The following is a 21001-nucleotide window of genomic DNA, read 5'->3' on the forward strand; positions in this document are numbered from 1 at the left end:
GGTCAGGACACGGTCAACTCGGCGGTCGCCACGGCGCCGTTCGGCGATTCGAAGCGGACGACGCAATCGGGCGAGTCGGCGATGTAGGCCAGCACGTCGGCGTAGGGGCCGGAGATGCGGATGATGTCCGGGCCGCGCGCCGCCCCGCCCTCCTCCGCCGGCGGCAGCCGGTCGTGGGTGATGGTCAGCAGGTCCATCCGCGGCGCCCATCCCCGGGTCGTCGCGGCGAGCACGAAGGCCTGATGGCGGTGGTTTGACCGTCGGAAGGGAACGATCTTGGCTGTTTCCACGACGTCGGCAGCGGGTCCGCCGTGGAGCATCGCTGGTTGTCTCTGGGCCATGGCTCACCTCCATCCTTCTGGCACGGTCCTGTCCGGCCTTCTGTGGTATACCGTATCCCAGAATGATCTTGTTCACAACAGTCATTCTGCGCAACATTACGCATGCCCCGCGATGACGCCCCACGCCCGGCAGCCAACGCTTTCCGCACAGAGGAAATTCGGCGCAGCCGGGCTGGACAGCCACCGCCACGCCCTGTTCACTCCCTCCAAAAGCCACGCCCACCGGGAGCATTCCATGGATTCGGCCACCGTCATCCTCGTCCACGGCGCCTTCGCGGACGGTTCCAGCTGGAGCCGGGTCATCCCCCTTCTCCAGGCGGAGGGGCTGGAGGTGGCCGCGGTGCAGAATCCGCTGGCTTCGCTCGACGAGGACGCGGCCTATGTCCAGCGCGCCATCGACCGGGCGAAGGGTCCCGTGGTGCTGGCCGGGCACAGCTGGGGCGGCGCCGTCATCACCCAGGTCGGCAACCAGGACCGGGTGAAGGCGCTGGTCTATGTGGCGGCCTTCGCGCCCGGCGTCGGACAGTCGCCGAACGACACGCTGAAGCCCTTCCCGCCCTCCCCCGGCCTGTCCAGCGTGTCGGTGGACCGCGCGGGCTACCTGTTCCTGACGCCGGACAACCTGGCGAAGACCTTCGCCCAGGATCTCTCCCCGGCGGAGATCGCCCTGCTGGCCGCGACGCAAGGGGCGACCGCCGCCGCCTGCTTCCGCACCCGCGTGACCGCCGCCGCGTGGGAGCACAAGCCCTCCTGGTACGTGGTCGCCAGTGAGGACCGCATGCTGCCCGCCGCCTTCCAGCGCGCCACCGCCCAGCGCATCGGCGCCCGAACGACGGAGGTGGAGGCGAGCCACGTCCCCCACGCCTCCCGGCCGGAAGCCGTCGCCGCGGTGATCGCGGAAGCCGCGCGGACCCGCTGATCCTCGGAAAAAGGGCCGGAACCTCCTCTCGCCATGTCCGGTTGAGCCGGGCATTCAACGCTTTGCGAGAGGACAGCCCCCATGGCCCGTGCAGCCAACAAGCCCCTGGCGATCGTCACCGGCGCGTCCAGCGGAATCGGCCGTGAACTGGCCAAACAATGCGCCGAAAACGGCTTCGACCTGCTGATCGCCGCCGACGACCCCGCGATCGAGGACGCCGCGAAGGAGCTGCGCGGCATGGGGGCCGCGGTCGACACGGTCCAGGCCGACCTCGCCACGCTGGAGGGTGTGGACCAGCTCTGCGCCGCGCTGAAGGGGCGCCCGGTGGACGCGCTGCTCGCCAACGCCGGCCACGGCTTGGGCCACGGCTTCCTGGACCAGGACTTCAAGGACGCCCGGCACGTCATCGACACCAACATCACCGGCACCCTGTACCTGATCCAGAAGGTCGGGCGCGGCATGCGCGACCGCAAACAGGGCCGCATCCTGATCACCGGCTCCATCGCCGGCTTCATGCCGGGGACCTACCAGGCGGTCTACAACGGCACGAAGGCCTTCATCGATTCCTTCTCCTTCGCGCTGCGCAGCGAGGTTCAGGACTTCGGCATCACCGTCACCTGCCTGATGCCCGGCGCCACCGACACCGAGTTCTTCGAGCGCGCCGGCATGATGGACACCAAGATCGGCCAGTCGAAGAAGGACAGCCCCGCCATGGTCGCGGAGGTCGGCTTCAAGGCCATGATGCGCGGCGAGGGCGACGTGGTCGCCGGTTGGAAGAACAAGCTGCAAACGGCGGCGGCGGCCGTCACCCCGGCCGGCGTCCTGGCCGAGCAGCACCGCAAGATGGCGGAACCCGGCTCCGGCACGCACTGACGACCGCCAGCCCTTTCCCGACAGCGAAAGACTCCGCCCATCATGCGGTTCGATCGGTTCCATCCCACCCGCCGCGGCCTGATCCTGACCGGGTCGGCCGGGCTTCTCACCGCGGCGGCCGGACCGTCCTTCGCCGCCGGTTCCAACGCCTTGCCCGGCCCCTCGCCCGTGGACACCGGAAAGGTGGAGGGCGGGCGCGTCACCTTCCCGAACTGGCGGGGGGAGGCCGACCGGCCGTCCGCCCCGCCGCCGGCGCCCCTTCCGCCGGCGGAGCGGGTGGGCTTCGCCGTCGTCGGGCTCGGCCGGCTGTCGCTGGAGGAAATCCTGCCGGCCTTCGGGGAGTGCAAGCGCGCCCGTCCGGTCGCACTGGTCTCGGGCAGCCCGGAGAAGGCCCGGCTGGTCGCGGCACAGCACGGCATCAAGCCGGAGGCGGTCTACGGCTACGCCGACTTCGACCGCATCGCCGAGAACCGGGAGATCCAGGCCGTCTACATCATCCTGCCCAACGGCCTGCACCGGGACTACGTTCTGCGCGCGGCCAAGGCCAGGAAGCATGTGCTGTGCGAGAAGCCCATGGCGACCTCCACCGCCGAGGCGCGGGAGATGACCGCCGCCTGCGACGCCGCGGGCGTCCGGCTGATGGTCGCCTACCGCTGCCAGTACGAGCCCTACAACCGCGAGGTCATCCGGCTGGTCCGCTCCGGCGAATTGGGGGCCGTGCGCTTCATCGAGGCGACCAACACCCAGACCATGGGCACCGCCGACCAATGGCGCTTCCGCAAGGCGCTGGCTGGCGGCGGCGCGCTGCCCGACATCGGGCTCTACTGCCTGAACAGCGCCCGCGCCCTGCTGGGCGAGGAGCCGGTGGAGGTCTTCGCCCGCATCACCAACCCGAAGGACGACCCGCGCTACCGCGAGGTGGAGGAATCCATATCCTTCATGCTGCGCTTCCCCTCCGGCGCCATCGCCAACTGCGCGTCCAGCTATGGGGCGCACGAGTCCAAGGACCTGCGCGTCCGGCTGGAGAAGGGCTGGATCGACCTGGAGAACGCCTTCGCCTACGAGGGCCAGCAGATGCGCCTCGCCCACCGGGAGGGGAAGACCGAAGCGGTCGAGTCCGTCCGTCTGTCGCGGGAGAACCAGTTCGCGCTGGAGATCGACCATATGGCGGCCTGCGTCGCCCAGGGCCGGACGCCCCACACGCCGGGCAGCGAGGGGGTGCAGGACCACCAGGTGATGGAGGCGATCTACCGCTCCGCGGAAACCGGCGCGCCGGTCAGCCTGCCCACCGTCGCGGCGCGCGATGCAACCCGTGGCCCGGAACCGGACAAGGGGTGACACTTCACTACGCTATACGCACATCCTTCCGTGTGCTGAACGCTTGAAAACGCGACAAAAGCCCCTCTCCCCTTGGGGGAGAGGGGTTGGGGTGAGGGGTCGTTACGGGCGGCAGCCCGGAGAAAATCTCAACTCCACCAGCCACTTAAGACCCATACAAAATGATTGCGCACCGCTTCACGCCGCGGTCGACCGGCGCACCCGCTTGCAGGACAGGGCGGCGGCCAGGGCGCGTTCCAACTCCGCGCGCCCATAGGGCTTGGCGAGACTGACGCACTCCATCCCGTTGCCGCGCAGTCCGTCGTCGGCGCGGTCGGCGTAGCCGGTCGCCAGGATGACCGCGATGCCGGGGATTCGCTCCCGCACCAGCTTGGCGAGGACCAGCCCGTCCATGCCCGGCAGGCCGAGGTCGGTGACCAGAACGTCGAAGCTCTCCCCACCCTCCAGGCAGTGCAAAGCCTCCGTCCCGTCGCCGGCCTCGGTCACCGCGTGGCCCAGGTCGGCCAGCGTGGCGGCGGCGACCATGCGGACCAGCGCGTCGTCCTCGACCAGCAGGATGCGCAGGCTGGGCGCAACGTTCGCTGGGGCTGCCGTCTCCTTCCGGTCCATTGGTTTTGGATGGGGCAGGATGTCGCGGATCATGGCCGCAAGCTCCGTCTCGCGGTAGGGCTTGGGCAGCAGCGGGTGCGACTCCTCAAGCCCGTGCTCCTGCGCCAGGGCCTGCGCGGTGTAGCCGGAGGTCAGCAGCACGCCGATCTCCGGACGCAGCCGCCGCGCCTCCCGCGCCAGCGCGACGCCGCTCATGCCGTTGGGCATGACCACGTCGCTGAACAGCGCGTCGATCCGCTGGCCGCCCTGGAGGATGGCGACCGCGGAGGGGCCGTCCGGCGCCGTCACGACCACATAGCCGAGGTCGCGCAGGCTGCGCGCCGCCAGGGCCCGGACATCGTCGTCGTCGTCCACCACCAGCACGACCTCTCCCTTTCCGGCCAGGGGATCGGACCGGAACAGCGACGCGTCGGAGACGGCCGCCCGTTCCATGGTCTGGGGCAGCAGCAGGGTCACCGTGGTGCCTTCGCCTACCGCGCTCTCGATCTGCGCCTGCCCCCCGGACTGGCGGGCGAAGCCGTAGATCTGCGACAGGCCCAGGCCGCTGCCCTTGCCGACGTCCTTGGTGGTGAAGAAGGGCTCGAACACGTGGGGCAGGATGTCGGGCGGAATGCCGGCGCCGGTGTCCGCCACCACGACGGCGACATAGTCGCCCGGCCCCAGTTCCCCGGCCGCCCCTCCGGCCAAGGCATCCAGGCGGACGTTCCGCGTCGCGATCGTCAGGCGCCCGCCGTCGGGCATGGCGTCGCGCGCGTTGACCGCCAGGTTCAGCAGCGCCGTCTCGCACTGGTTCGGGTCGATGCGGCAGTGGGCAAGGTCCGGGGCGAGGCGCAGGTCGACGGCGATGCGCTCCCCCACCGCCCGCTGCACCAGCGGCACCAGGCCGGAGACCAGCCGGTTCACGTCCACGACCTGCGGGCGCAGCGCCTGCCGCCGCGCGAAGGCGAGCAGGTGCTGGGTCAGCCGCTCGCCCCGCGCCGCCGCGGCCAGGGCGGTGGCGGCCATGCCGCGCACCTCGTCCGGGTTGTCCGCCCGCCGTTCGATCAGGCCGAGGTTGCCGACGATGACCGTCAGCAGGTTGTTGAAGTCGTGCGCCACCCCGCCGGTCAGCTGGCCGATGGCCTCCAGCTTCTGGCTTTGCCGCAGGGCGGCTTCGGCCGCTTCGCGGCGCTCCGCCTCTTCCGCCCACTGGGCGGTGGCGCGCTGCTCCCGGACGGTCTGGCGCAGCGCCAGCCACGTCGTGGCGAACAGGCCGGCCGCCGCCGCGAGGAAGACGGCCCCGTAGATGGCAAGGCTTCCGGCCCATTCGCGCAGGATCGAACCATAGGTCACGCCGGCGGCGATGTGCAGCGGATAGGTCCCGATGCGCTGCACGCTGACGAGCCGCTGCACGCCGTCCAGCTGGGACGTCACCCAGATCGGGCGCCCGAACTCGCCGTTGCGGACCGCCGTCATCACGGCGCTGTCCGGGGTCAGCCGCATGCCCGGCTGCGGCGGGTTGGGGTAGCGGACGACCACCATCCCGTCGTCGCGCGTCATGGTGACGGCGACGTCCTGCCCGGCCCCCGCGATGCGCCGGTAGACGTCGGTGAAGTAGGAATGCGCGATGGAGACGGAGACGACGCCGCTGAACCCGGCGTCCGGACCGGTGCGGCGCCGGCTGATGTTGAAGAAGGTCTCGGCGGTGAGGACGCCCTGCATCGATTCGGTGACGAACAGCCCTCCGTCACCGCGGCGATGGGCCTGGAAATAGGGACGGCCGGCGGCGCTGACGCCCTGCGGCACGGGGTAGAAACGGTTGCTGACCAGCGGCGCGCCCTGGTCGTCCAGGACCCAGGCCGCCTGGATCTGGGCGATGCCTGTGCTCATCGCCTTCAGGCGTTCGTGCAGGGCCTGCTGGTCGGCGCGGATCGTGGCGGCGTCCAGGCCGTGCGTGACGTCGTCGATGCGCCCCAGCAGCGCCTCGTTGGTTTCGAAAACCTTCTGGGCGTGCTCGTGGACGATGCCGGCGAGCTTCTCGGCACGGTCGGCGGCGTGGTCCATGGCGTCCTGGTAGCTCTTCCAGGCCGCCCCGGCGAACGTCAGCGCCGGCAGCAGGACGGACGCGGCAAGCAGCACCTTCAACGACCGGATGCTGCCACCCTGCAAGGGTCGCAAGCGATCGCCGTCGATGGAATTCATTGACATCCGTGCCCGTGCCTTTGCCCGACCGGCCCGATGGCGAAGCGCATCGGGCAAGGTAGCCGCCTCCGGAACCGGTGGAACGCGGCTTCCCGCCAGCCGCTACAATGATTTGGGTTGGACACGAAACCAATATCACCTTCGGCCGTAGCACTTAGGGTAGGGCGATTGCATTTGGAGAGCATGTTCCTTTCATGGGACATCCGTCATCCCCGCGAAGGCGCTAAAGTATGCACACCTTTCACAAGCCATTGATTGGAACGGGTTTTTCTTCGTCATCCCAGCGAAGGCTCTACGGCATTCACATATCTCGCAGGCGCGTTTCGCATTCGCAGCAGGATATGTATGCCAGGAGGCGAGTAGCCCCTCTCCCTTGAGGGGAGAGGGGTTGGGGTGAGGGTGGCAGCCGGCCTCGGCCGGCCAGAAGCTTCATGGTTGCTCAACCTTAAAAGACTCGTTTCCGGGCTGCCGCCCGTAAGCGACCCCTCACCCCAACCCCTCTCCCCCAAGGGGAGAGGGGCTTTTTCTTTGCTGATCAATGCACTACCGCATCCACGAGATGTGTGAATGCCGTAGCGCGAAGGCTGGGATCCAGAACGTTAACGCTAAGCGCTTGATACAGCTGAATTCCCGCCTCTCGCGCTGGCGAAGCCAGCGCTGACGGCGTCAGGCGGACCAAAGGTCCGCTGAGAGCCTTCGCGGGAATGACGGAGAAAGGTCCTTTCCGGTCCGTTAGACCAAGATGTGTGCATACCGTAGCACCTGCGCGGGGATGACGATGGTCGTACGGATGGATTCCTACCTCCAAATGCGATTACCCTGCCCCGCCCTGTTGCCTCATGCCCTCGAATTTTGTAGGATATAAAACCTATGTAGCCGGGAGGGCGCCGCTATGAAACATCATCGTCGCTCATGTTTCATAACGTTTCACAGCGTTTCATTCCATCGCATCCCGCGCAGCGCGCAGGCGGGCATGACAATGGTCCTACGCCGGGAGTCCGGACTCCAGGCGCGATGGTCCTGGCGCTTAGGGGCGTCAGCGCCGCTCCGGGTCGAAGCGCTTTTTCAATCCCTGCCAGCAGCGGAAATACTCGTGCTGCAACTGCGCCGCTTCCAGCGCGTAGCGGGTCGGGCGGATGACGGCGCGGGTTTCCACCATGAAGGCCATGGTGTCGGCAATGTGGTGCGGCCGGGTCGTGTCGGATGCCGACGCCTTCTCGAAGGTCTCCGCGTCCGGGCCGTGGCCGCTCATGCAATTGTGCAAGCTGGCGCCGCCGGGCAGGAATCCCTCCTCCTTGGCGTCGTAGACGCCATGGATCAGGCCCATGAACTCGCTGGCGATGTTGCGGTGAAACCAGGGCGGCCGGAAGGTGTCCTCCGCGGTCAGCCAGCGCGGCGGGAAAATCAGGAAATCGATGTTGTCCACGCCCGGCGTGTCGCTCGGCGAATGCAGGACCAGGAAGATCGACGGGTCGGGGTGGTCGAAGCTGATCGAGCCGACGGCGTTGAAGCGGCGCAGGTCGTATTTGCAGGGCGCGCAGTTGCCGTGCCAGGCGACGACGTCCAGCGGCGAATGGCCGATCGCCGCCGTCCACAGGTTGCCCATGAACTTGGCGACCAGCGTGAAATCGCCCTCCCGGTCCTCGTACCAGGCGGTCGGCGTCAGGAAATCGCGCGGGTTGGCGAGCCCGTTGGACCCGATGGGGCCGAGGTCCGGCAGGCGCAGCGGCGCGCCGTAATTCTCGCAGACATAGCCGCGGGCCTCCCCGTCCGGCAGCTCAACCCGGAAGCGGACGCCGCGGGGGATGACCGCGATCTCCTGCGGCTCGACCTCCAGCCGGCCGAGTTCGGTGGCGAGGAGCAGCCGCCCCATCTGCGGCACGATCAGCATCTCGCCGTCGGCGTTGCTGAAGAAGCGCCCATCCATGGACCGGTTGGCGGCGTAGAGGTGGAGGCCGCAGCCGCTCTGCGCCGCCGGGTCGCCGTTGCCGGCCATGGTGACGAGCCCGTCCAGAAAATCGGCCGGCCGGTCGGGCATGGGCAGCGGGTCCCAGCGCAGCTGGTTGGGCGGCGTCGGCACCTCGTCGAAGCGGCTGAGGAGTTGCGCATTGTCCATGGGCTGGAAGGGCTGGTGCATGACCGCCGGGCGGATGCGGTACAGCCAGCTGCGGCGGTTGTGGGCGCGCGGGGCGGTGAAGGCGGTGCCGGACAGCTGCTCCGCATACAGGCCGTAGGGCGGGCGCTGGGGCGAGTTGCGCCCGACCGGCAGCGCGCCGGGCAGGGCCTCCGTCGCGAACTCGTTCCCGAATCCCGAATTGTAGGTGAGATCGTCGTTCATGCTGGCGTTTCCCCCTTATCCCCCGACACGCACCACCCCGTCGTCCCCCACGGCGACCGGCACCGGCGTCAGGCGGCAATCGGCCTCGACCGGGCCGCCGAGTGCGCGGCCGTCCTCCACCGCGAACTCCGCCTGATGGTTCGAGCAGACGAGCCGCGCGCCGTCGGCGCTGACGACGGAGCCGCCGCGGTAGGTCAACGGCAGCCAAACATGCGGGCAGGCGTTGACGTAGGCGCGGACACCCCCGCCGCGGCGCAGGACCAGCATGGAGAAGACCCGCCGCCCCTCGCCGAAGCGGAACTCCCGCGCGTCGCCGTCCGGGAGTTCGTCCAGGCGGCAAAGCACCGTGCCAGTTGCCGGCACCATCGCCGTCAGGCGTCCGGCCCGATGACTCCGCGCTGGAGCTGGTCGGCCTCGATGCTTTCGAACAGGGCGCGGAAATTGCCCTCGCCGAAGCCCTCGTCGCCCTTGCGCTGGATGAACTCGAAGAAGATCGGGCCAATCACGGTCTTGGAGAAGATCTGCAGCAGGACGCGGGCGTGCCCGCCCTCCACCACCCCGCCGCCGTCGATCAGCAGGCCAAGCTCGCGCAGCCGCTCCAGCGGCTCCCCATGATTGGGCAGGCGTTGGTCGACCATGTCGTAATAGGTGTCCGGCGGGGCCGGCATGAACTCCTGCCCATTCTCGGCGAGCTTCGACACGGTGTGATAGATGTCGCTGCTTTCCAGCGCGACGTGCTGGATGCCCTCGCCCTTGTAGTCGCGCAGGTATTCCTCGATCTGGCTTTTGTCGTCGGCGCTCTCGTTGATCGGGATGCGGATCTTGCCGTCGGGGCTGGTCATCGCCTTGGAGAACAGGCCGGTGTGCTTGCCCTCGATGTCGAAGTAGCGGATCTGGCGGAAGTTGAAGAGCTTTTCGTAGAAGCCCGCCCAGCGCGCCATGTTGCCACGGTGGACATTGTGCGTCAGGTGGTCGATGGTGTGCAGCCCCACGCCGACGGGCCGCGCCTCGCGCTCCCCGGTCCAGCGGAAATCGACGTCGTAGATGGAGCCGCTGTCGCCGTAGCGGTCCACGAAATAGAGCAGGCTGCCGCCGATGCCCTCGATGGCCGGGATGTTCAGCTCCATCGGACCGACCGGGTTCGGCACCGGCGTGGCGCCCAGGCTGACCGCGCGCTCGAAGGCGTGCTTGGCGTCGGCGACGCGGAAGGCCATGGCGCAAGCGCAGGGCCCATGCGCCTGGGCGAAGCGGCGGGCGAAGCTGTCGGGCTCGGCGTTGACGATGAAGTTGATGTCGCCCTGGCGGTACAGCGTCACGTCCTTCGAGCGATGCTTGGCGACCGCCTGGAAACCCATGGTCTCGAACAGCGCGCCCAGCTTTTCCGGCTCCGTCGATGCGTACTCGACGAACTCGAACCCGTCGGTGCCCATGGGGTTCTCATCGGTGATCCGCGCCCGCGCGGCCGTGCTGAACGTCCTCGTGCTGGAAGTCGTCATGGGGTGACCTCTTCACCTCGAATGGGGCGGAATGGTTGCCTCCTTATATAGTTTCAAAACGAACAATTTCCAGTGTCCAAACGGCCGATGCGCGTCCGGTCAGATCCGCGCGCCGGCGATGTGGGCGATCTGCGCGCCGACCTCGTAATAGGCCTCCTTCGCCGCGCGGTGCGTGGCGGCCTCGGGTGCGGTGACCGGCAGCGGCAGATCGGCTTCGGCGATCGCCCCGGACACCAGCTGCGCAAGGCAGCGGCCGAACACCGTCCCCGGCGCGATGCCGCGGCCATTGTAGCCGCTGAAGGACACGACGTTGCGCGCCAGCCGGTGGAAGCGCGGCAGGTTGTCGGCGGTCATGCCGATCTTGCCGTACCACTCCGTCTCGAACCGCACGCCGCGCAGCTGCGGGAACAGCTTGGCCAGCGCCCGCCGGCCCCAGTCGCGGTGGATCGGCAGGCCTGTGCCGCGCAGCGCGCCGACGCTGCCGAAGACCAGCCGGCCCTGCTGGTCGAAGCGGAAGGAACTCAGCACCTCGCGCGTGTCCCAGGCGCCCTGCCGCTCCGGCAGGATGGAGCGGCGCAGGTCTTCGCTGAGCGGCGTGGTCGCCATGTTGAAGTAGGGCAGATGGACCAGCTCGGCCCGCACCTCCGGCCAGACGCCGCTGGTGTAGGCGTTGGTCGCGACGATGACTTGATTGGCGCGGACCGTGCCGCCTGGCGTGCGCAGCCGCCACGCCGTGCCTTCGTCATTGGCCGAGACGACCGGGCTGCCGGTGTGGATCACCGCCCCGGCCTTGATGGCCGCGGTCGCGAGCCCGCGGGCGTAGGCCAGCGGCTGGATGGTTCCCGCCCGCAGATCGAGCAGGGATCCGGCGTAGGCCGTCGTGCCGACCTTGCGCGCCGTCTCCTCCGGGCCGAGAAGCTGGACCGGCGCGCCGCGCTCCTTCCACTGCCGTTCGCGCTCCTGCAACTCCCAGAAGCCCTGCGGCCCCACCGCGCAGTGCAGGGTGCCGCGGTGCTCCGCCTCGCACGCCATGCCGTGCCGCTGGACGAGGTCGAAGACCACGCTCGGCGCGTTGCCCAGCAGGTCGAGCAGCCGCTGCCCGTGCACGTCGCCCAGCACCCCGGGAAGCTCGTCGGGCATCACCCACATGCCGGCGTTGACCAGGCCGACGTTGCGGCCCGACCCGCCGAAGCCGATCTCAACCCCCTCCAGCATCACCACCGAGGCGCCGCCTTCGGCGAGGTGCAGGGCCGCGGACAGGCCGGTGAAGCCGCCGCCGATGATGGCGACGTCCGCCTCGACGTCGCCGGACAGCGGGGTGGTCGCGGGGGCCGGCGGAGCGGAGCGCTCCCACAGGCCATGGCTGCGCGGATCGTTCTTCATGGGGGTGGTCCCGGCTTCGGCTGTGTGCGGTCGGCAGCGCAGGTCATGCGCGCCGGGCACAATCGTCGCCCGCGCGCCCCGTTGTTTCAAACGAATTCGCCGTGTAACGTCATGACGGATCGGAATGAGTGTGACGGGCAGCGAAGGGGTGGCGTGGCGTGGCGATCGTGCGGCGGTTCCTGCCCTCCATGTCCTTGCTGAGTGCCTTCGAGGCGGCGGCCCGGCACCAGAGCTTCACCGCCGCCGCGGCCGAATTGAACCTCACGCAAAGCGCGGTCAGCCGCCAGATCCGCGCACTGGAAGACGTGCTGGGGGCGGAGCTGTTCCTGCGCGAACGCCAGACCGTCCGCCTGACCCTGGCCGGGGAGACCTACGCCCAGCAGGTGCGGGAGGCGTTGCAGCACATCTCCACGGCCACCCTGAACTTCCGCGCCAACCCGCGCGGCGGCACGCTGAACCTCGCCATCCTGCCGACCTTCGGCACGCGCTGGCTGGCGCCGCGCCTGCCCGGCTTCGTGGCGGAAAATCCGGGGATCACCGTCAACCTGACTACCCGGCTGGCGCCCTTCGACTTCCAGCTGGAGCAAGTGGACGCCGCCATCCATTTCGGGGCGCCGGACTGGCCGGGCGCCGAACTCGACCCGCTGATGCGCGAGACGGTGGTGCCGGCCTGCAGCCCTGACCTGCGCGCCCGGCACCGCTTCCAAAGCCCGGCGGACCTGCTGGCCGCCCCCCTCCTCCACCTCGTCTCCCGGCCCGACGCCTGGGAACGCTGGTTCGCGGCCATGGGCGTGGCGCCCGACGGCGTGCGCGGCATGCTGATCGACCAGTTCGCCACGGCGGCGCAGGCCGCCACCGCCGGCATGGGCGTGGCCCTGCTGCCCCGCTTCCTGTTCGAGGCGGAGCTGGCGCGCGGCGACCTGGTCGAGGCGATTCCCGGCGCCGTGGAGAGCGCCGGTCGTTATTACCTCGCTTGGCCGACCCGGCGGGAGAGCTATCCCCCGCTCCAGGCCTTCCGGCGATGGATCGCGGCCCAAGCGGCGGCGTTGCGGCCTTAAAAGCCGTGATCGCGGCTGTAGCTGTTGCGCGGCGGCGAGGTCCAGCCCTTGGGCGGGGCCACCGGCTCATACACCTCCACCAGCAGCGGGTAGCAGGCGGCGGTGTCGCTCGAATGCTCCGCGCTGCAATCGCCGCCGGGGCAGGCGGACAGGGCGCCCAGCAGGTCGATCTCCGCGAAGAATTCCAGGAAGTCGCCGGGCCGCACCGGGCTCGCCTTCATGAAATACTGGCCGGTGTCGCGGGTGAAGCCCGTGCACATGAAGACGTTCAGCACGTCGTGCACCGCCGGCTCCACCTCCGCCGCCGGGCGCTGCGCGTGACCGGCCAGCGCGCGCGTCAGGTTGGAGTGGCAGCAGTGATGGTACTCGCCGCCGCTCAGCAGCTTGTGGGTGTAGGGGTCGCAGCGCGTCCCGATGACGTCGTGCACCGACCCGCCGAATTCGTCGAATCCGTACCAATCCAGCGTGTCCTCGGTGATCGTCGCCATCGGCCGCAGGTACGGCAGGCAGGACCACAGCCGGTCGCCGGTCGACAGGTGCGTGCCGTGCAGCGCGCGCGTCTTGCCGGAGAAGAAACGCTCGTTCAGATCCCCGGCCGCCCACAGGTTCAGGTCACCGACCTGCGGCCCATCGATGCTGACGATGCGGAAGAAGCAGCCCGCCGGCACTTCGAACGTGCGTGCGTCGCGGGGCGGCACCACCACCTCCGACACCTTCCGCCAGCCCTGCCGCGCCGCGCGGTAGGCGGCGAGGTCGGGCGGCGCGAGGCTGTCGACAGGGTAGCAGATCACCGGCCGGACACCGCGGCGCGCGGCGGCGTCCTGCGGTTCGGCGTGTTCGAATTTGGTCAACTTCACGAAACGGTCTCCAGACGTCCAAAAATCCCTCTCCCGCCCCGGGAGAGGGAAGGGGCCCACGCATCAGCGTGGGAAGGGTGAGGGTGTTGCCAAGGATAGTCCATTGATCCTCGCCGGCACCCTCACCCGGCCGCTTCGCGGCCCCCCTCTCCCGGGGCGGGAGAGGGAACCCCGAACCGCTCCAAAAGTCCAATATAGGGCTTCGCCCGCGGCGCCTGATACCCCAACACCTTCGACGTGCGCAGGCCGAGCGCGGCCAGACCCTCCACCAGCTTCACGGCACAGGCCACCCCGTCCACCACCGGCAAGCCGTGCGCGGTGGACAGGCTCGCCGCGAGGTCGGCCATTCCGGCGCAGCCCAGCACGATGGCCTCCGCACGCTCCTCCCGCTTGGCGGCGTCGATGGCCTCATCGATGCGGCGGCGGGCGTCGCTGGCCGGGTCCTCCAGCGCCAGCACCGGCACCTCGGCCGCGCGGACCCGCGCGCAGCGGCGGTCCAGCCCATACTTCATCAAGTTATGCTCGATCGCCGGGACGGAGCGGTCGAGCGTCGTCACCACGGTGAAGCGACCGGCGATCAGGCTCGCCATGTGGAAGGCGGCCTCGCCGATGCCGACCACCGGCGCGCGGGCGAGGCTGCGCGCCGCGTCCAGCCCGGTGTCGTCGAAGCAGGCGATGATGTGCCCGTCCACCCCCGTGGCCTCGCCGCGCGCGATCTCCTCCAGCAGGCCGGGGACGGCGAAGGCCTCGTCGTAATAACCCTCGATGGAGGCCGGACCCATGGCCGGGTTCACCGCCTCGATCTCCGTACCCGGCCCCGCCACGGCCCGCGCCGCGGCGCCAATGCGCGCGGTCATGCCGGCAGTGGTGTTGGGGTTGACGACCAGGATGCGCATGGCGCCGCCCTCCCCCGCCATCAGCCCTGGCCGCGCAGGCGGCGCAGCAGGAACACCCCGCCGAGGCCGAGCCCGATCACCAGGAAGGAGAAGACCGTCGTCAGCGTGCCCAGCGCGTAGAGCACCGGCGTGGTGACGTTGGTGGTCATGCCGTAGATCTCCAGCGGCAGCGTGTTGTCGGACCCCGCGGTCATCAGGCTGCGCGCGAACTCGTCGTAGCTGAGCGTGAAGCCGAACAGCGCCACGCCGATGATGCTGGGCAGCAGGATCGGCAGCACCACGTGGCGCACCGTCTGCCAGGGCGTGGCGCCGAGGTCGCGCGCCGCCTCCTCAAAGCTCTTGTCGAAGCGGTTGAAGATGGCGAAGACGATCAGCAGCCCGAAGGGCAGCGTCCAGGTCAGGTGCGCGCCGAGCGCGGAACTGTACCAGGCCGGCTCCAGTTCCAGGATGGTGAACAGCAGGCCGATGCCCAGGCTGACCAGGATGGAGGGAATCACCAGGCTCGACACCGTCAGGTAGAACAACGCCGTGCTGCCGATGAAGCCGCGCCGGAAGGCGAAGCCCGCCGTGACGGAGATCAGCACGGTCAGGGACATGACGATAAAACCGAGCGCCAGCGACCGGCGGAAGGAGCCGCCGAAGTCGCCGACCGCCTGTTTCTCGAACAGGTTGGCGAACCAGTGGGTGGACACGCCGTTCATCGGGAAGGTCAGCCCGCCCTCCGGCCCCTGGAAGGACAGCACGGCGATGGTCACCGTCGGGCCGTAGAGGAACAGCACGAACAGCGCGAAGAAGGCGCCGAGGATGTAGAAGGACGCGCCGCGTCGTTGCCCGGTCCGCATGATCACAGCTCCTTCCGGATGTCGACGATGCGCAGCATGGCCACGACCATCATCATGACCAGCACGAGCAGCACGACCGCGTTTGCCGCCGCCGCGGGGTAGTGCAGCAGTGAGATCTCGTTGGCGATCATCAGGCCCACCGACGCGCTCTGCCCGCCGCTCATCAGACGCACGGTGATGAAGTCGCCCATCACCAGCGTGACCACGAAGATGGAGCCGATGGCGATGCCGGGCTTGGTCAGCGGCAGGATGACGTTCCACAGGATCTGCTGCCCGTTGGCGCCGGCGTCGCGCGCCGCCTCGATCAACGCACGGTCGATGCGCATCATCGCGTTGAAGATCGGCACCACCATGAACAGCGTGTAGAGGTGCACGAAGGCCAGCACGACCGAGAAGTCGGAGAAGAGCAGGAACTCCAGCGGGTGGTCCACGACGCCCAAATCGATCAGCGCCCGGTTCAGCAGCCCGTTGCGCCCCAGGAACGGGATCCAGGAGATCATGCGGATGATGTTGGAGGTCCAGAAGGGCACCGTGCAGACCAGGAACAGCACCATCTGCCAAGTGACCGTGCGCACGTGGAAGGCCAGGAAATAGGCCACCGCGAACCCCACCGGCAGCGTGATCGCCCAGGCCAGCGCCGCGTAGCGCAGCGTGTTCAGGTAGGTCTTCCAGGTGACGGCGGAGCCCAGCAGCTCCTCGTAGTTGGTCAGCACGAAGTCCGGGATGACGCGCACCGCGTCGTAGTCCCAGAAGCTGACCACGGCGATGGTGACGATGGGCACCACCAGGAAGACCAGCAGGGTCAGCACCAGCGGGGCGGCCTGAAGGTAGGGAGCGATCCGGAGCCGGCGGCGGCGCACCCCGCCGCGCGCCGCGCGCGCGGTGGTGCCGGTGGGCGGAAGGGCGGTTGCGGACATGGCTTCCTGCTGTTGGCTCCGGATTGGCCTTCTAACCCTCTCCCCTCTGGGGAGAGGGTGGCCCGAAGGGCCGGTGAGGGGGTTGCGCGTGGCGGGACGTCCGGCAATAGCGCAACCCCCTCACCCTAACCCTCTCCCCAGAGGGGAGAGGGAACTTCAAGGCCAGTTGATGCAGGCGTTCCTTAGGCGGCGATGAACTCGTTCCACTTGCGGACCATGTAGCGGTCCTCGTCCATCACGGCGTTCCAGCAGGCGACGCGGCCCATGCGCTCCTGGAAGGAGCCGCCGTCGCGCACCGCGCCGGCCTTTTCCATCACCTTGCCCTCGGGGCTGAGGATGTCCTTCTGGGCGGGCTTGCCTTCCATCCAGAAGCCCCACTCGTCCTCGCTCATGTGCTGCTTGGCGGTGTCGAGCACGGCGGAATAGTAGCCCTGGCGGTTCAGGTAGGCGCCGGCCCAGCCCGACAGGTACCAGTTGATGTACTCGTAGGCCGCGTCCAGTTCCAGCCCGGACAGGTGCTTGGCGAGGCCGAGGCCGCCGCCCCAGGCGCGGTAGCCTTCCTTCAGCGGCTGGTATTTGCAGGCGATGCCCTTGGCGCGCACCGCGGCGACGGCCGGCGACCACATGGACTGGATGACCACCTCGCCCGACGCCATCAGGTTCACGCTCTCGTCGAAGGTCTTCCAGAAGGCGCGGAATTGGCCGGCCTTCTTGGCGTCGGTCAGGACCTTGATGGTCTTGTCGATCTCCTCCTTCGTCATGTTGCCCTTGTCGCCGTACTTCACCTCGCCCATGGCCTCGCAGACCATGGCGGCGTCCATGATGCCGATGGAGGGGATGTTCAGGATCGACGCCTTGCCCTTGAAGGCCGGGTCGATCAGGTCCTTCCAGCTGGTGATCGGGCGGCCGACGAGGTCCGGGCGGATGCCCAGCGTGTCGGCGTTGTAGATGGTCGGGATCAGCGTCATCCACTGCGTCGGCTGCTTGGCGAAGGTCTTGGAGTCCTTGCCTTCCACGAAGCTGACGCTGTGCGGCGCGGTGCCCTGGGCGATGGTGCTCTCCGGCGTCAGCTTGCCGCTGACGAAGATCGGGACGATCTTGTCAAAATACTTGATCTTCGTGACGTCCATCGGCTGCAGCACGCTGGCCGGGAAGATCTTCTTGCAGATCCAGTATTCGATGTCGGCGATGTCGTAGGACTTCGGCTGCGTCACCGCGCGCTGGGTGACGGCGTCGGAATCCAGCGACGTCATCTGGAGCGTGAAGCCCAGATCCTCCTTCACCTTCTCGGCAAGCGCGTTCAGGTTCGACACGCCGGTGCCGAACTGGCGGAGCGTCACGTTCTTGATGTTCTGCGCCCAGATGGTCGGAAAGCCGGTGATCGCCCCGGACCCGATGGCGGCACCAGCCGCGGCGGCCGTTCCCTTCAGCATCTGGCGGCGGGAGAGTGCGCTGGTCGATCCGGCAATGCTCTTCGTCATCAATTCGCTCCGTCGGAAAAGGCTGGAAGGGAAAGGGGATTCAGGCTTGGAGGCGGTGCACGTCGCCGTCGCGCCACGCCGCGCGGACCCGCGCCCCGACGCCGAGCGGGGCGGCGAAGAAGCGCGCCTCGTCCATGACCACGGTGAACTCGTCCGCGCCGGGCACGGCAAGGCTGAGCTGCACGGAGGAGCCGTGGTACTCGAACGCGTTCACCGTGCCCTCCACGTGGAAGACGCCATCCGGCGGCGGGGCGGCGGCGTCGGTCAGCGCGATGCGGTCGGTGCGCAGCGCCACCGGCCCCAGGCCGTCGTGGGTCAGCACGTTGTGCCCGCCGATGAAGCGCGCCACGAAGGCAGTCCGCGGCGCGTTGTAGAGGTCGCGCGGGGCGGCGGCCTGCTCGATCCGGCCCTCGTTCATGACGACAACGAGGTCGGCGAGCGCCATCGCCTCGCTCTGGCTGTGCGTGACGTGGATGAAGGTGATGCCGAGGTCGGTCTGGAGCCGCTTCAACTCCTCCCGCATGCGGTCGCGCAGGAAGGGGTCGAGCGCCGACAGCGGCTCGTCCAGCAGCAGAACGCCGGGCTCCGTGATCAGCGCGCGGGCCAGCGCCACGCGCTGCTGCTGCCCGCCGGAGAGCTGCGACGGCAGTCGCCCGGCGTAGGCACCCATGTGCACCGTCTCCAGCATGGCGCGCGCCCGCTCCCGCCGCTGGGCTTTCGGAACGCCACGCATCTTCAGGCTGAAGGCGACATTTTCCACGCAGTCCAGGTGCGGGAACAGGGCGTAGCTCTGGAACATCATCGCCGTGCCGCGCTTGGCCGGGGGCACGTCGTTGACCACCGTGTCGCCGATCAGCACATCGCCGTCGCTGACCTCCTCATGGCCCGCGATCATGCGCAGGGTGGAGGTCTTGCCGCAGCCGCTCGGCCCCAGGAAGCAGCAGTAGGAGCCGGCGGGGATCCGCAGGTCGATGCGGTTCACGGCCACCGAACGGCCGTAGGACTTGGTCAGGGCGATCAGTTCGACGGCGGCACCCGAGCGCATGGCGGCCCCTCTCCCCGTTCGCGCGCCGCGGAGGGGGCGGCGCGGATTGTCGACAATTGGCCCGACCGTCAGCAGGAATTATGCCAGACGCGGTACGGCGGGAGGCCAAGGCTTGCCGGGGAGTTTCGCGCGTGACTTGCACCTTTTCGCGCCGTACTGGCGCAAAACCAGGCATCAGTGCCGCCGTCAGGGCAGGCATTCCGCCCGCGGCGGGAGTGGCGGGGTGCCCGCGGATTGTCTACAATCCAGAAAAGAGATTGGATCACCGGAGCAGGCGATGGCGGCCATTGCGGACAAAATGGGCGTCGGGAAAACGAGCGGCGCCCAGCGGCACGAGCAGATCGTGCAGAGCATCATGGACGCCATCGCCGACCGCCGCCTGCCCCCCGGCACCAAGCTGACGGAAGAGCGGCTGGCGCAGATCTTCGGGGTCAGCCGGGCGCGCATCCGCTCCGCCCTGTCGGCGCTGGCCCAGGTCGGCCTCGTCGAGTTGCGGCCGAACCGCGGCGCCTACGTCGCCCGCCCCTCGGCGGACGAGGCGCGCGAGGTGTTCGAGGCGCGGCGGATCGTGGAGCGCGGGCTGCTGGAACGGCTCACCCGCAACGGCCCGCTGCCGCCGGGCGCCCTGGCGCGGCTGCGCGCCCATCTGGCGCAGGAACGGGCGGCGGAAGCGGCGAACGACCGCGCCTCGACCATTCGCCTGTCCGGGGACTTCCACCTGCTGCTCGCCGATCTGGCGGGCAACGGCACGCTGGCCGGCTTCCTGGATTCGTTGGTGCGGCAGTCCTCGCTGGCCATCGCCGCGCTGGAGGCCCGCCCTGCCACCGACTGCTCCGCCCACGAGCACGAAGCCATCGTGGACGCCCTGGCGACCGCCGACGGCACCGCGGCCAACCGCCTGATGACCGAGCATCTGGAAGCCATCGAGAACCGCCTCGCCCCCGACGCTAGGGCGCCAGACGTGGATTTGTTCGCGGTGTTTGGTTCTGTCCCTTCTCCCCTCCGGGGCGCGTAGCCGACGGCCGACGGCCGGACGAGCACCGAAGGTGATCGTAGGCGAAACGGGGTCGCGAGACTTGCGAGCGACCCTGGTTAGGATGAGGGGGCGGCCGTGGGCCGGAAACGCACTGCAATGAGGCTGCGTTTCCGCTCTTCGGGCGCCCCCTCACCCTGCCCTCTCCCCGGAGGGGAGAGGGTTATGACTTCTTCGCGAGCGGGCAGCCGCCCTGGTCGAGGGGGCGGAAGGCCTCGGTCGCGGGGATGGTCTTCACCAGCTTGTAGAAGTCCCAGGGACCCTTGGACTCGTCGGGGGACTTGACTTCGAAGAACAGCATGTCGTGCACCGCGCGCCCGTCGGCGCGGACGGTGCCCTTGCCGAACAGGGGGTCGTCGGTCGGGATCTCCTTCATCTTGGCGGCCACGGCCGTTCCGTCCGTCGTGCCGGCGGCCTTCACCGCCTTCAGGTAATGCAGCGCGCCGGCGTAGACGCCGGCCTGGTTCCCGGTCGGGCGGCGGCCGTTCATCTTGGCGGCGAAGCGGTCGGCGAAGGCGCGCGTCCCGGCGTTCAGGTCCCAGTAGAAGGCCTCGGTCAGGTAGAGGCCCTGCGCGTCCTTCAGCCCGACGGCGGCGACGTCGCTCAGCTGCATCAGCAGCGCCGCCAGACGCTGCCCGCCGGTGGTGATGCCGAACTCGGTCGCCTGCTTGACGGAACCGATGGTGTCGCCCACCGCGTTGGCGAGGCCGATGATCTTGGCGCCGCTGCCTTGCGCCTGCAGCAGGTAGGAGGAGAAGTCCGACGCGTTCGGCGGGTGGCGGACGCTGCCCACGACGTTGCCGCCCAGGCTCTTGACCACGGCGGAGGCGTCGCCCTCCAGCGCGTGGCCGAAGGCGTAGTCGGCGGTCAGGAAGTACCAGCTCTTGCCGCCGCCCTCCGTCACCGCGCGCGCCGTGCCGTTGGCGAGCGCCCAGGTGTCGTAGGTCCAGTGGATCGTGTTGGGGGAGCATTTCGGCCCGGTCAGCTCCGTCGTGCCCGGACCGGAGGCGACGAAGACGGCCTTGGAGTTGCGCAGCGCCTCGTTCACCGCCAGCGCGACGGAGGAGAAGGGCACGTCCAGGATGGCGTTCACCTGCTCCTGGTCCAGCCAGCGCCGCGCGGTCGCGGCGCCGATGTCCGGCTTGTTCTGGTGGTCGGCCTGGATGACCTCGATGGTCACGCCGGGCAGCTCCTTGGCGAAATCCTCCGCGGCCAGCTGCGCCGCGACGAGGGAGCCCATGCCGGTCGAATCCGACGCGAAGCCGCTCATGTCCGTCAGCACGCCCAGCTTGACGCGCTTGCCGGCGATCTCCGCCGACGCGCCGCCCGCCCCGCACAGCAACGCCACCGCACAGGCCGCGCTGGCCCCCGCCAGAATCCGATGCGCCTTCATG

The 21001-nt window shown here is 69.0% G+C and carries 18 protein-coding genes; 5 read left to right on the top strand and 13 right to left on the bottom strand.

Going from position 1 to position 21001, the window contains the following annotated elements:
• Positions 1–2: 2 nt before the first annotated feature.
• Entirely contained in the window at positions 3–341 is a 339-nt protein-coding gene (locus tag J2851_RS31540; RefSeq protein WP_209771839.1) for a hypothetical protein, read from the bottom strand.
• A gap of 235 nt (positions 342–576) precedes the next feature.
• Here J2851_RS31540 and J2851_RS31545 point away from each other — a divergent pair, with 235 nt between their 5' ends.
• The 3 genes from J2851_RS31545 to J2851_RS31555 all read left to right on the top strand — a co-directional run bounded on the left by J2851_RS31545 (position 577) and on the right by J2851_RS31555 (position 3471).
• Positions 577–1260, top strand: coding sequence for an alpha/beta fold hydrolase (locus J2851_RS31545; protein ID WP_209771841.1), 684 nt, complete (start codon positions 577–579; stop codon positions 1258–1260).
• An 81-nt stretch (positions 1261–1341) separates the two neighbouring features.
• Positions 1342–2133, top strand: a complete 792-nt coding sequence (locus tag J2851_RS31550) for an SDR family NAD(P)-dependent oxidoreductase (protein ID WP_209771843.1) — start codon at positions 1342–1344, stop codon at positions 2131–2133.
• 42 nt (positions 2134–2175) lie between these two features.
• On the top strand, positions 2176–3471 hold the full coding sequence (locus tag J2851_RS31555) for a Gfo/Idh/MocA family protein (RefSeq protein ID WP_209771845.1): 1296 nt from the start codon (positions 2176–2178) through the stop codon (positions 3469–3471).
• 177 nt (positions 3472–3648) lie between these two features.
• On the opposite strand, the gene J2851_RS31560 is transcribed toward J2851_RS31555, so the two are convergent.
• The 5 genes from J2851_RS31560 to J2851_RS31580 all read right to left on the bottom strand — a co-directional run bounded on the left by J2851_RS31560 (position 3649) and on the right by J2851_RS31580 (position 11478).
• Positions 3649–6261, bottom strand: a complete 2613-nt coding sequence (locus J2851_RS31560; protein ID WP_209771847.1) for a response regulator — start codon at positions 6259–6261, stop codon at positions 3649–3651.
• A 1036-nt stretch (positions 6262–7297) separates the two neighbouring features.
• Positions 7298–8599, bottom strand: coding sequence for a homogentisate 1,2-dioxygenase (hmgA, locus tag J2851_RS31565; protein WP_209771849.1), 1302 nt, complete (start codon positions 8597–8599; stop codon positions 7298–7300).
• A gap of 15 nt (positions 8600–8614) precedes the next feature.
• Positions 8615–8965, bottom strand: a complete 351-nt coding sequence (locus J2851_RS31570) for a Rieske (2Fe-2S) protein (RefSeq protein WP_209771852.1) — start codon at positions 8963–8965, stop codon at positions 8615–8617.
• A 5-nt stretch (positions 8966–8970) separates the two neighbouring features.
• The gene (gene hppD / locus J2851_RS31575; protein WP_209771854.1) at positions 8971–10095 is read right to left on the bottom strand and encodes a 4-hydroxyphenylpyruvate dioxygenase; all 1125 of its coding nucleotides are present in this window, start codon (positions 10093–10095) and stop codon (positions 8971–8973) included.
• A 99-nt stretch (positions 10096–10194) separates the two neighbouring features.
• The gene (locus J2851_RS31580) at positions 10195–11478 is read right to left on the bottom strand and encodes an NAD(P)/FAD-dependent oxidoreductase (RefSeq protein WP_209771856.1); all 1284 of its coding nucleotides are present in this window, start codon (positions 11476–11478) and stop codon (positions 10195–10197) included.
• Positions 11479–11636: 158 nt separating this feature from the next.
• Between J2851_RS31580 and J2851_RS31585 the strand changes: the two genes are divergently transcribed.
• Positions 11637–12536, top strand: coding sequence for a LysR family transcriptional regulator (locus J2851_RS31585; protein WP_209771858.1), 900 nt, complete (start codon positions 11637–11639; stop codon positions 12534–12536).
• On the opposite strand, the gene J2851_RS31590 is transcribed toward J2851_RS31585, so the two are convergent.
• The 6 genes from J2851_RS31590 to J2851_RS31615 form a co-directional block, all read right to left on the bottom strand.
• The gene (locus J2851_RS31590) at positions 12533–13393 is read right to left on the bottom strand and encodes an urea carboxylase-associated family protein (protein ID WP_307420704.1); all 861 of its coding nucleotides are present in this window, start codon (positions 13391–13393) and stop codon (positions 12533–12535) included. The two genes, J2851_RS31585 and J2851_RS31590, sit on opposite strands and share 4 nt — an antisense overlap.
• Positions 13394–13515: 122 nt before the next feature.
• Positions 13516–14289, bottom strand: a complete 774-nt coding sequence (locus J2851_RS31595; RefSeq protein WP_209771860.1) for an aspartate/glutamate racemase family protein — start codon at positions 14287–14289, stop codon at positions 13516–13518.
• Between the two features lie 20 nt (positions 14290–14309).
• Positions 14310–15131, bottom strand: coding sequence for an ABC transporter permease (locus J2851_RS31600; RefSeq protein WP_209771862.1), 822 nt, complete (start codon positions 15129–15131; stop codon positions 14310–14312).
• 2 nt (positions 15132–15133) lie between these two features.
• Positions 15134–16048, bottom strand: a complete 915-nt coding sequence (locus J2851_RS31605; RefSeq protein WP_209771864.1) for an ABC transporter permease — start codon at positions 16046–16048, stop codon at positions 15134–15136.
• Positions 16049–16230: 182 nt separating this feature from the next.
• Positions 16231–17529: an ABC transporter substrate-binding protein gene (locus J2851_RS31610; protein WP_209771866.1), complete on the bottom strand. Its 1299-nt coding sequence runs from the start codon at positions 17527–17529 to the stop codon at positions 16231–16233.
• A gap of 40 nt (positions 17530–17569) precedes the next feature.
• Complete coding sequence (locus tag J2851_RS31615; protein ID WP_209771868.1) at positions 17570–18574, bottom strand: ABC transporter ATP-binding protein; 1005 nt, start codon at positions 18572–18574, stop codon at positions 17570–17572.
• Between the two features lie 277 nt (positions 18575–18851).
• On the opposite strand from J2851_RS31615, the gene J2851_RS31620 reads away from it, so the two are divergent.
• The gene (locus J2851_RS31620) at positions 18852–19589 is read left to right on the top strand and encodes a GntR family transcriptional regulator (RefSeq protein WP_209771870.1); all 738 of its coding nucleotides are present in this window, start codon (positions 18852–18854) and stop codon (positions 19587–19589) included.
• Positions 19590–19770: 181 nt separating this feature from the next.
• Here J2851_RS31620 and J2851_RS31625 read toward each other — a convergent pair whose 3' ends face one another.
• Positions 19771–21000: an ABC transporter substrate-binding protein gene (locus J2851_RS31625; protein WP_209771872.1), complete on the bottom strand. Its 1230-nt coding sequence runs from the start codon at positions 20998–21000 to the stop codon at positions 19771–19773.
• Position 21001 lies beyond the last annotated feature (1 nt).

Origin of the sequence: Azospirillum rugosum (assembly GCF_017876155.1) — a bacterium.
In the GTDB taxonomy this organism is placed as follows: Bacteria; Pseudomonadota; Alphaproteobacteria; order Azospirillales; family Azospirillaceae; genus Azospirillum; species Azospirillum rugosum.

Bases quoted from the DNA above. Each gene is read 5' to 3' on its own strand.
- J2851_RS31605 (WP_209771864.1), bottom strand. From the start codon at position 16,048: ATGTCCGCAACCGCCCTTCCGCCCACCGGCACCACCGCGCGCGCGGCG.
- J2851_RS31600 (WP_209771862.1), bottom strand. From the start codon at position 15,131: ATGCGGACCGGGCAACGACGCGGCGCGTCCTTCTACATCCTCGGCGCC.
- J2851_RS31610 (WP_209771866.1), bottom strand. From the start codon at position 17,529: ATGACGAAGAGCATTGCCGGATCGACCAGCGCACTCTCCCGCCGCCAG.
- hmgA (WP_209771849.1), bottom strand. From the start codon at position 8,599: ATGAACGACGATCTCACCTACAATTCGGGATTCGGGAACGAGTTCGCG.
- J2851_RS31540 (WP_209771839.1), bottom strand. From the start codon at position 341: ATGGCCCAGAGACAACCAGCGATGCTCCACGGCGGACCCGCTGCCGAC.
- J2851_RS31570 (WP_209771852.1), bottom strand. From the start codon at position 8,965: ATGGTGCCGGCAACTGGCACGGTGCTTTGCCGCCTGGACGAACTCCCG.
- J2851_RS31625 (WP_209771872.1), bottom strand. From the start codon at position 21,000: ATGAAGGCGCATCGGATTCTGGCGGGGGCCAGCGCGGCCTGTGCGGTG.
- J2851_RS31620 (WP_209771870.1), top strand. From the start codon at position 18,852: ATGGCGGCCATTGCGGACAAAATGGGCGTCGGGAAAACGAGCGGCGCC.
- J2851_RS31580 (WP_209771856.1), bottom strand. From the start codon at position 11,478: ATGAAGAACGATCCGCGCAGCCATGGCCTGTGGGAGCGCTCCGCTCCG.
- J2851_RS31545 (WP_209771841.1), top strand. From the start codon at position 577: ATGGATTCGGCCACCGTCATCCTCGTCCACGGCGCCTTCGCGGACGGT.
- J2851_RS31615 (WP_209771868.1), bottom strand. From the start codon at position 18,574: ATGCGCTCGGGTGCCGCCGTCGAACTGATCGCCCTGACCAAGTCCTAC.
- hppD (WP_209771854.1), bottom strand. From the start codon at position 10,095: ATGACGACTTCCAGCACGAGGACGTTCAGCACGGCCGCGCGGGCGCGG.
- J2851_RS31550 (WP_209771843.1), top strand. From the start codon at position 1,342: ATGGCCCGTGCAGCCAACAAGCCCCTGGCGATCGTCACCGGCGCGTCC.
- J2851_RS31560 (WP_209771847.1), bottom strand. From the start codon at position 6,261: ATGAATTCCATCGACGGCGATCGCTTGCGACCCTTGCAGGGTGGCAGC.
- J2851_RS31595 (WP_209771860.1), bottom strand. From the start codon at position 14,289: ATGCGCATCCTGGTCGTCAACCCCAACACCACTGCCGGCATGACCGCG.
- J2851_RS31555 (WP_209771845.1), top strand. From the start codon at position 2,176: ATGCGGTTCGATCGGTTCCATCCCACCCGCCGCGGCCTGATCCTGACC.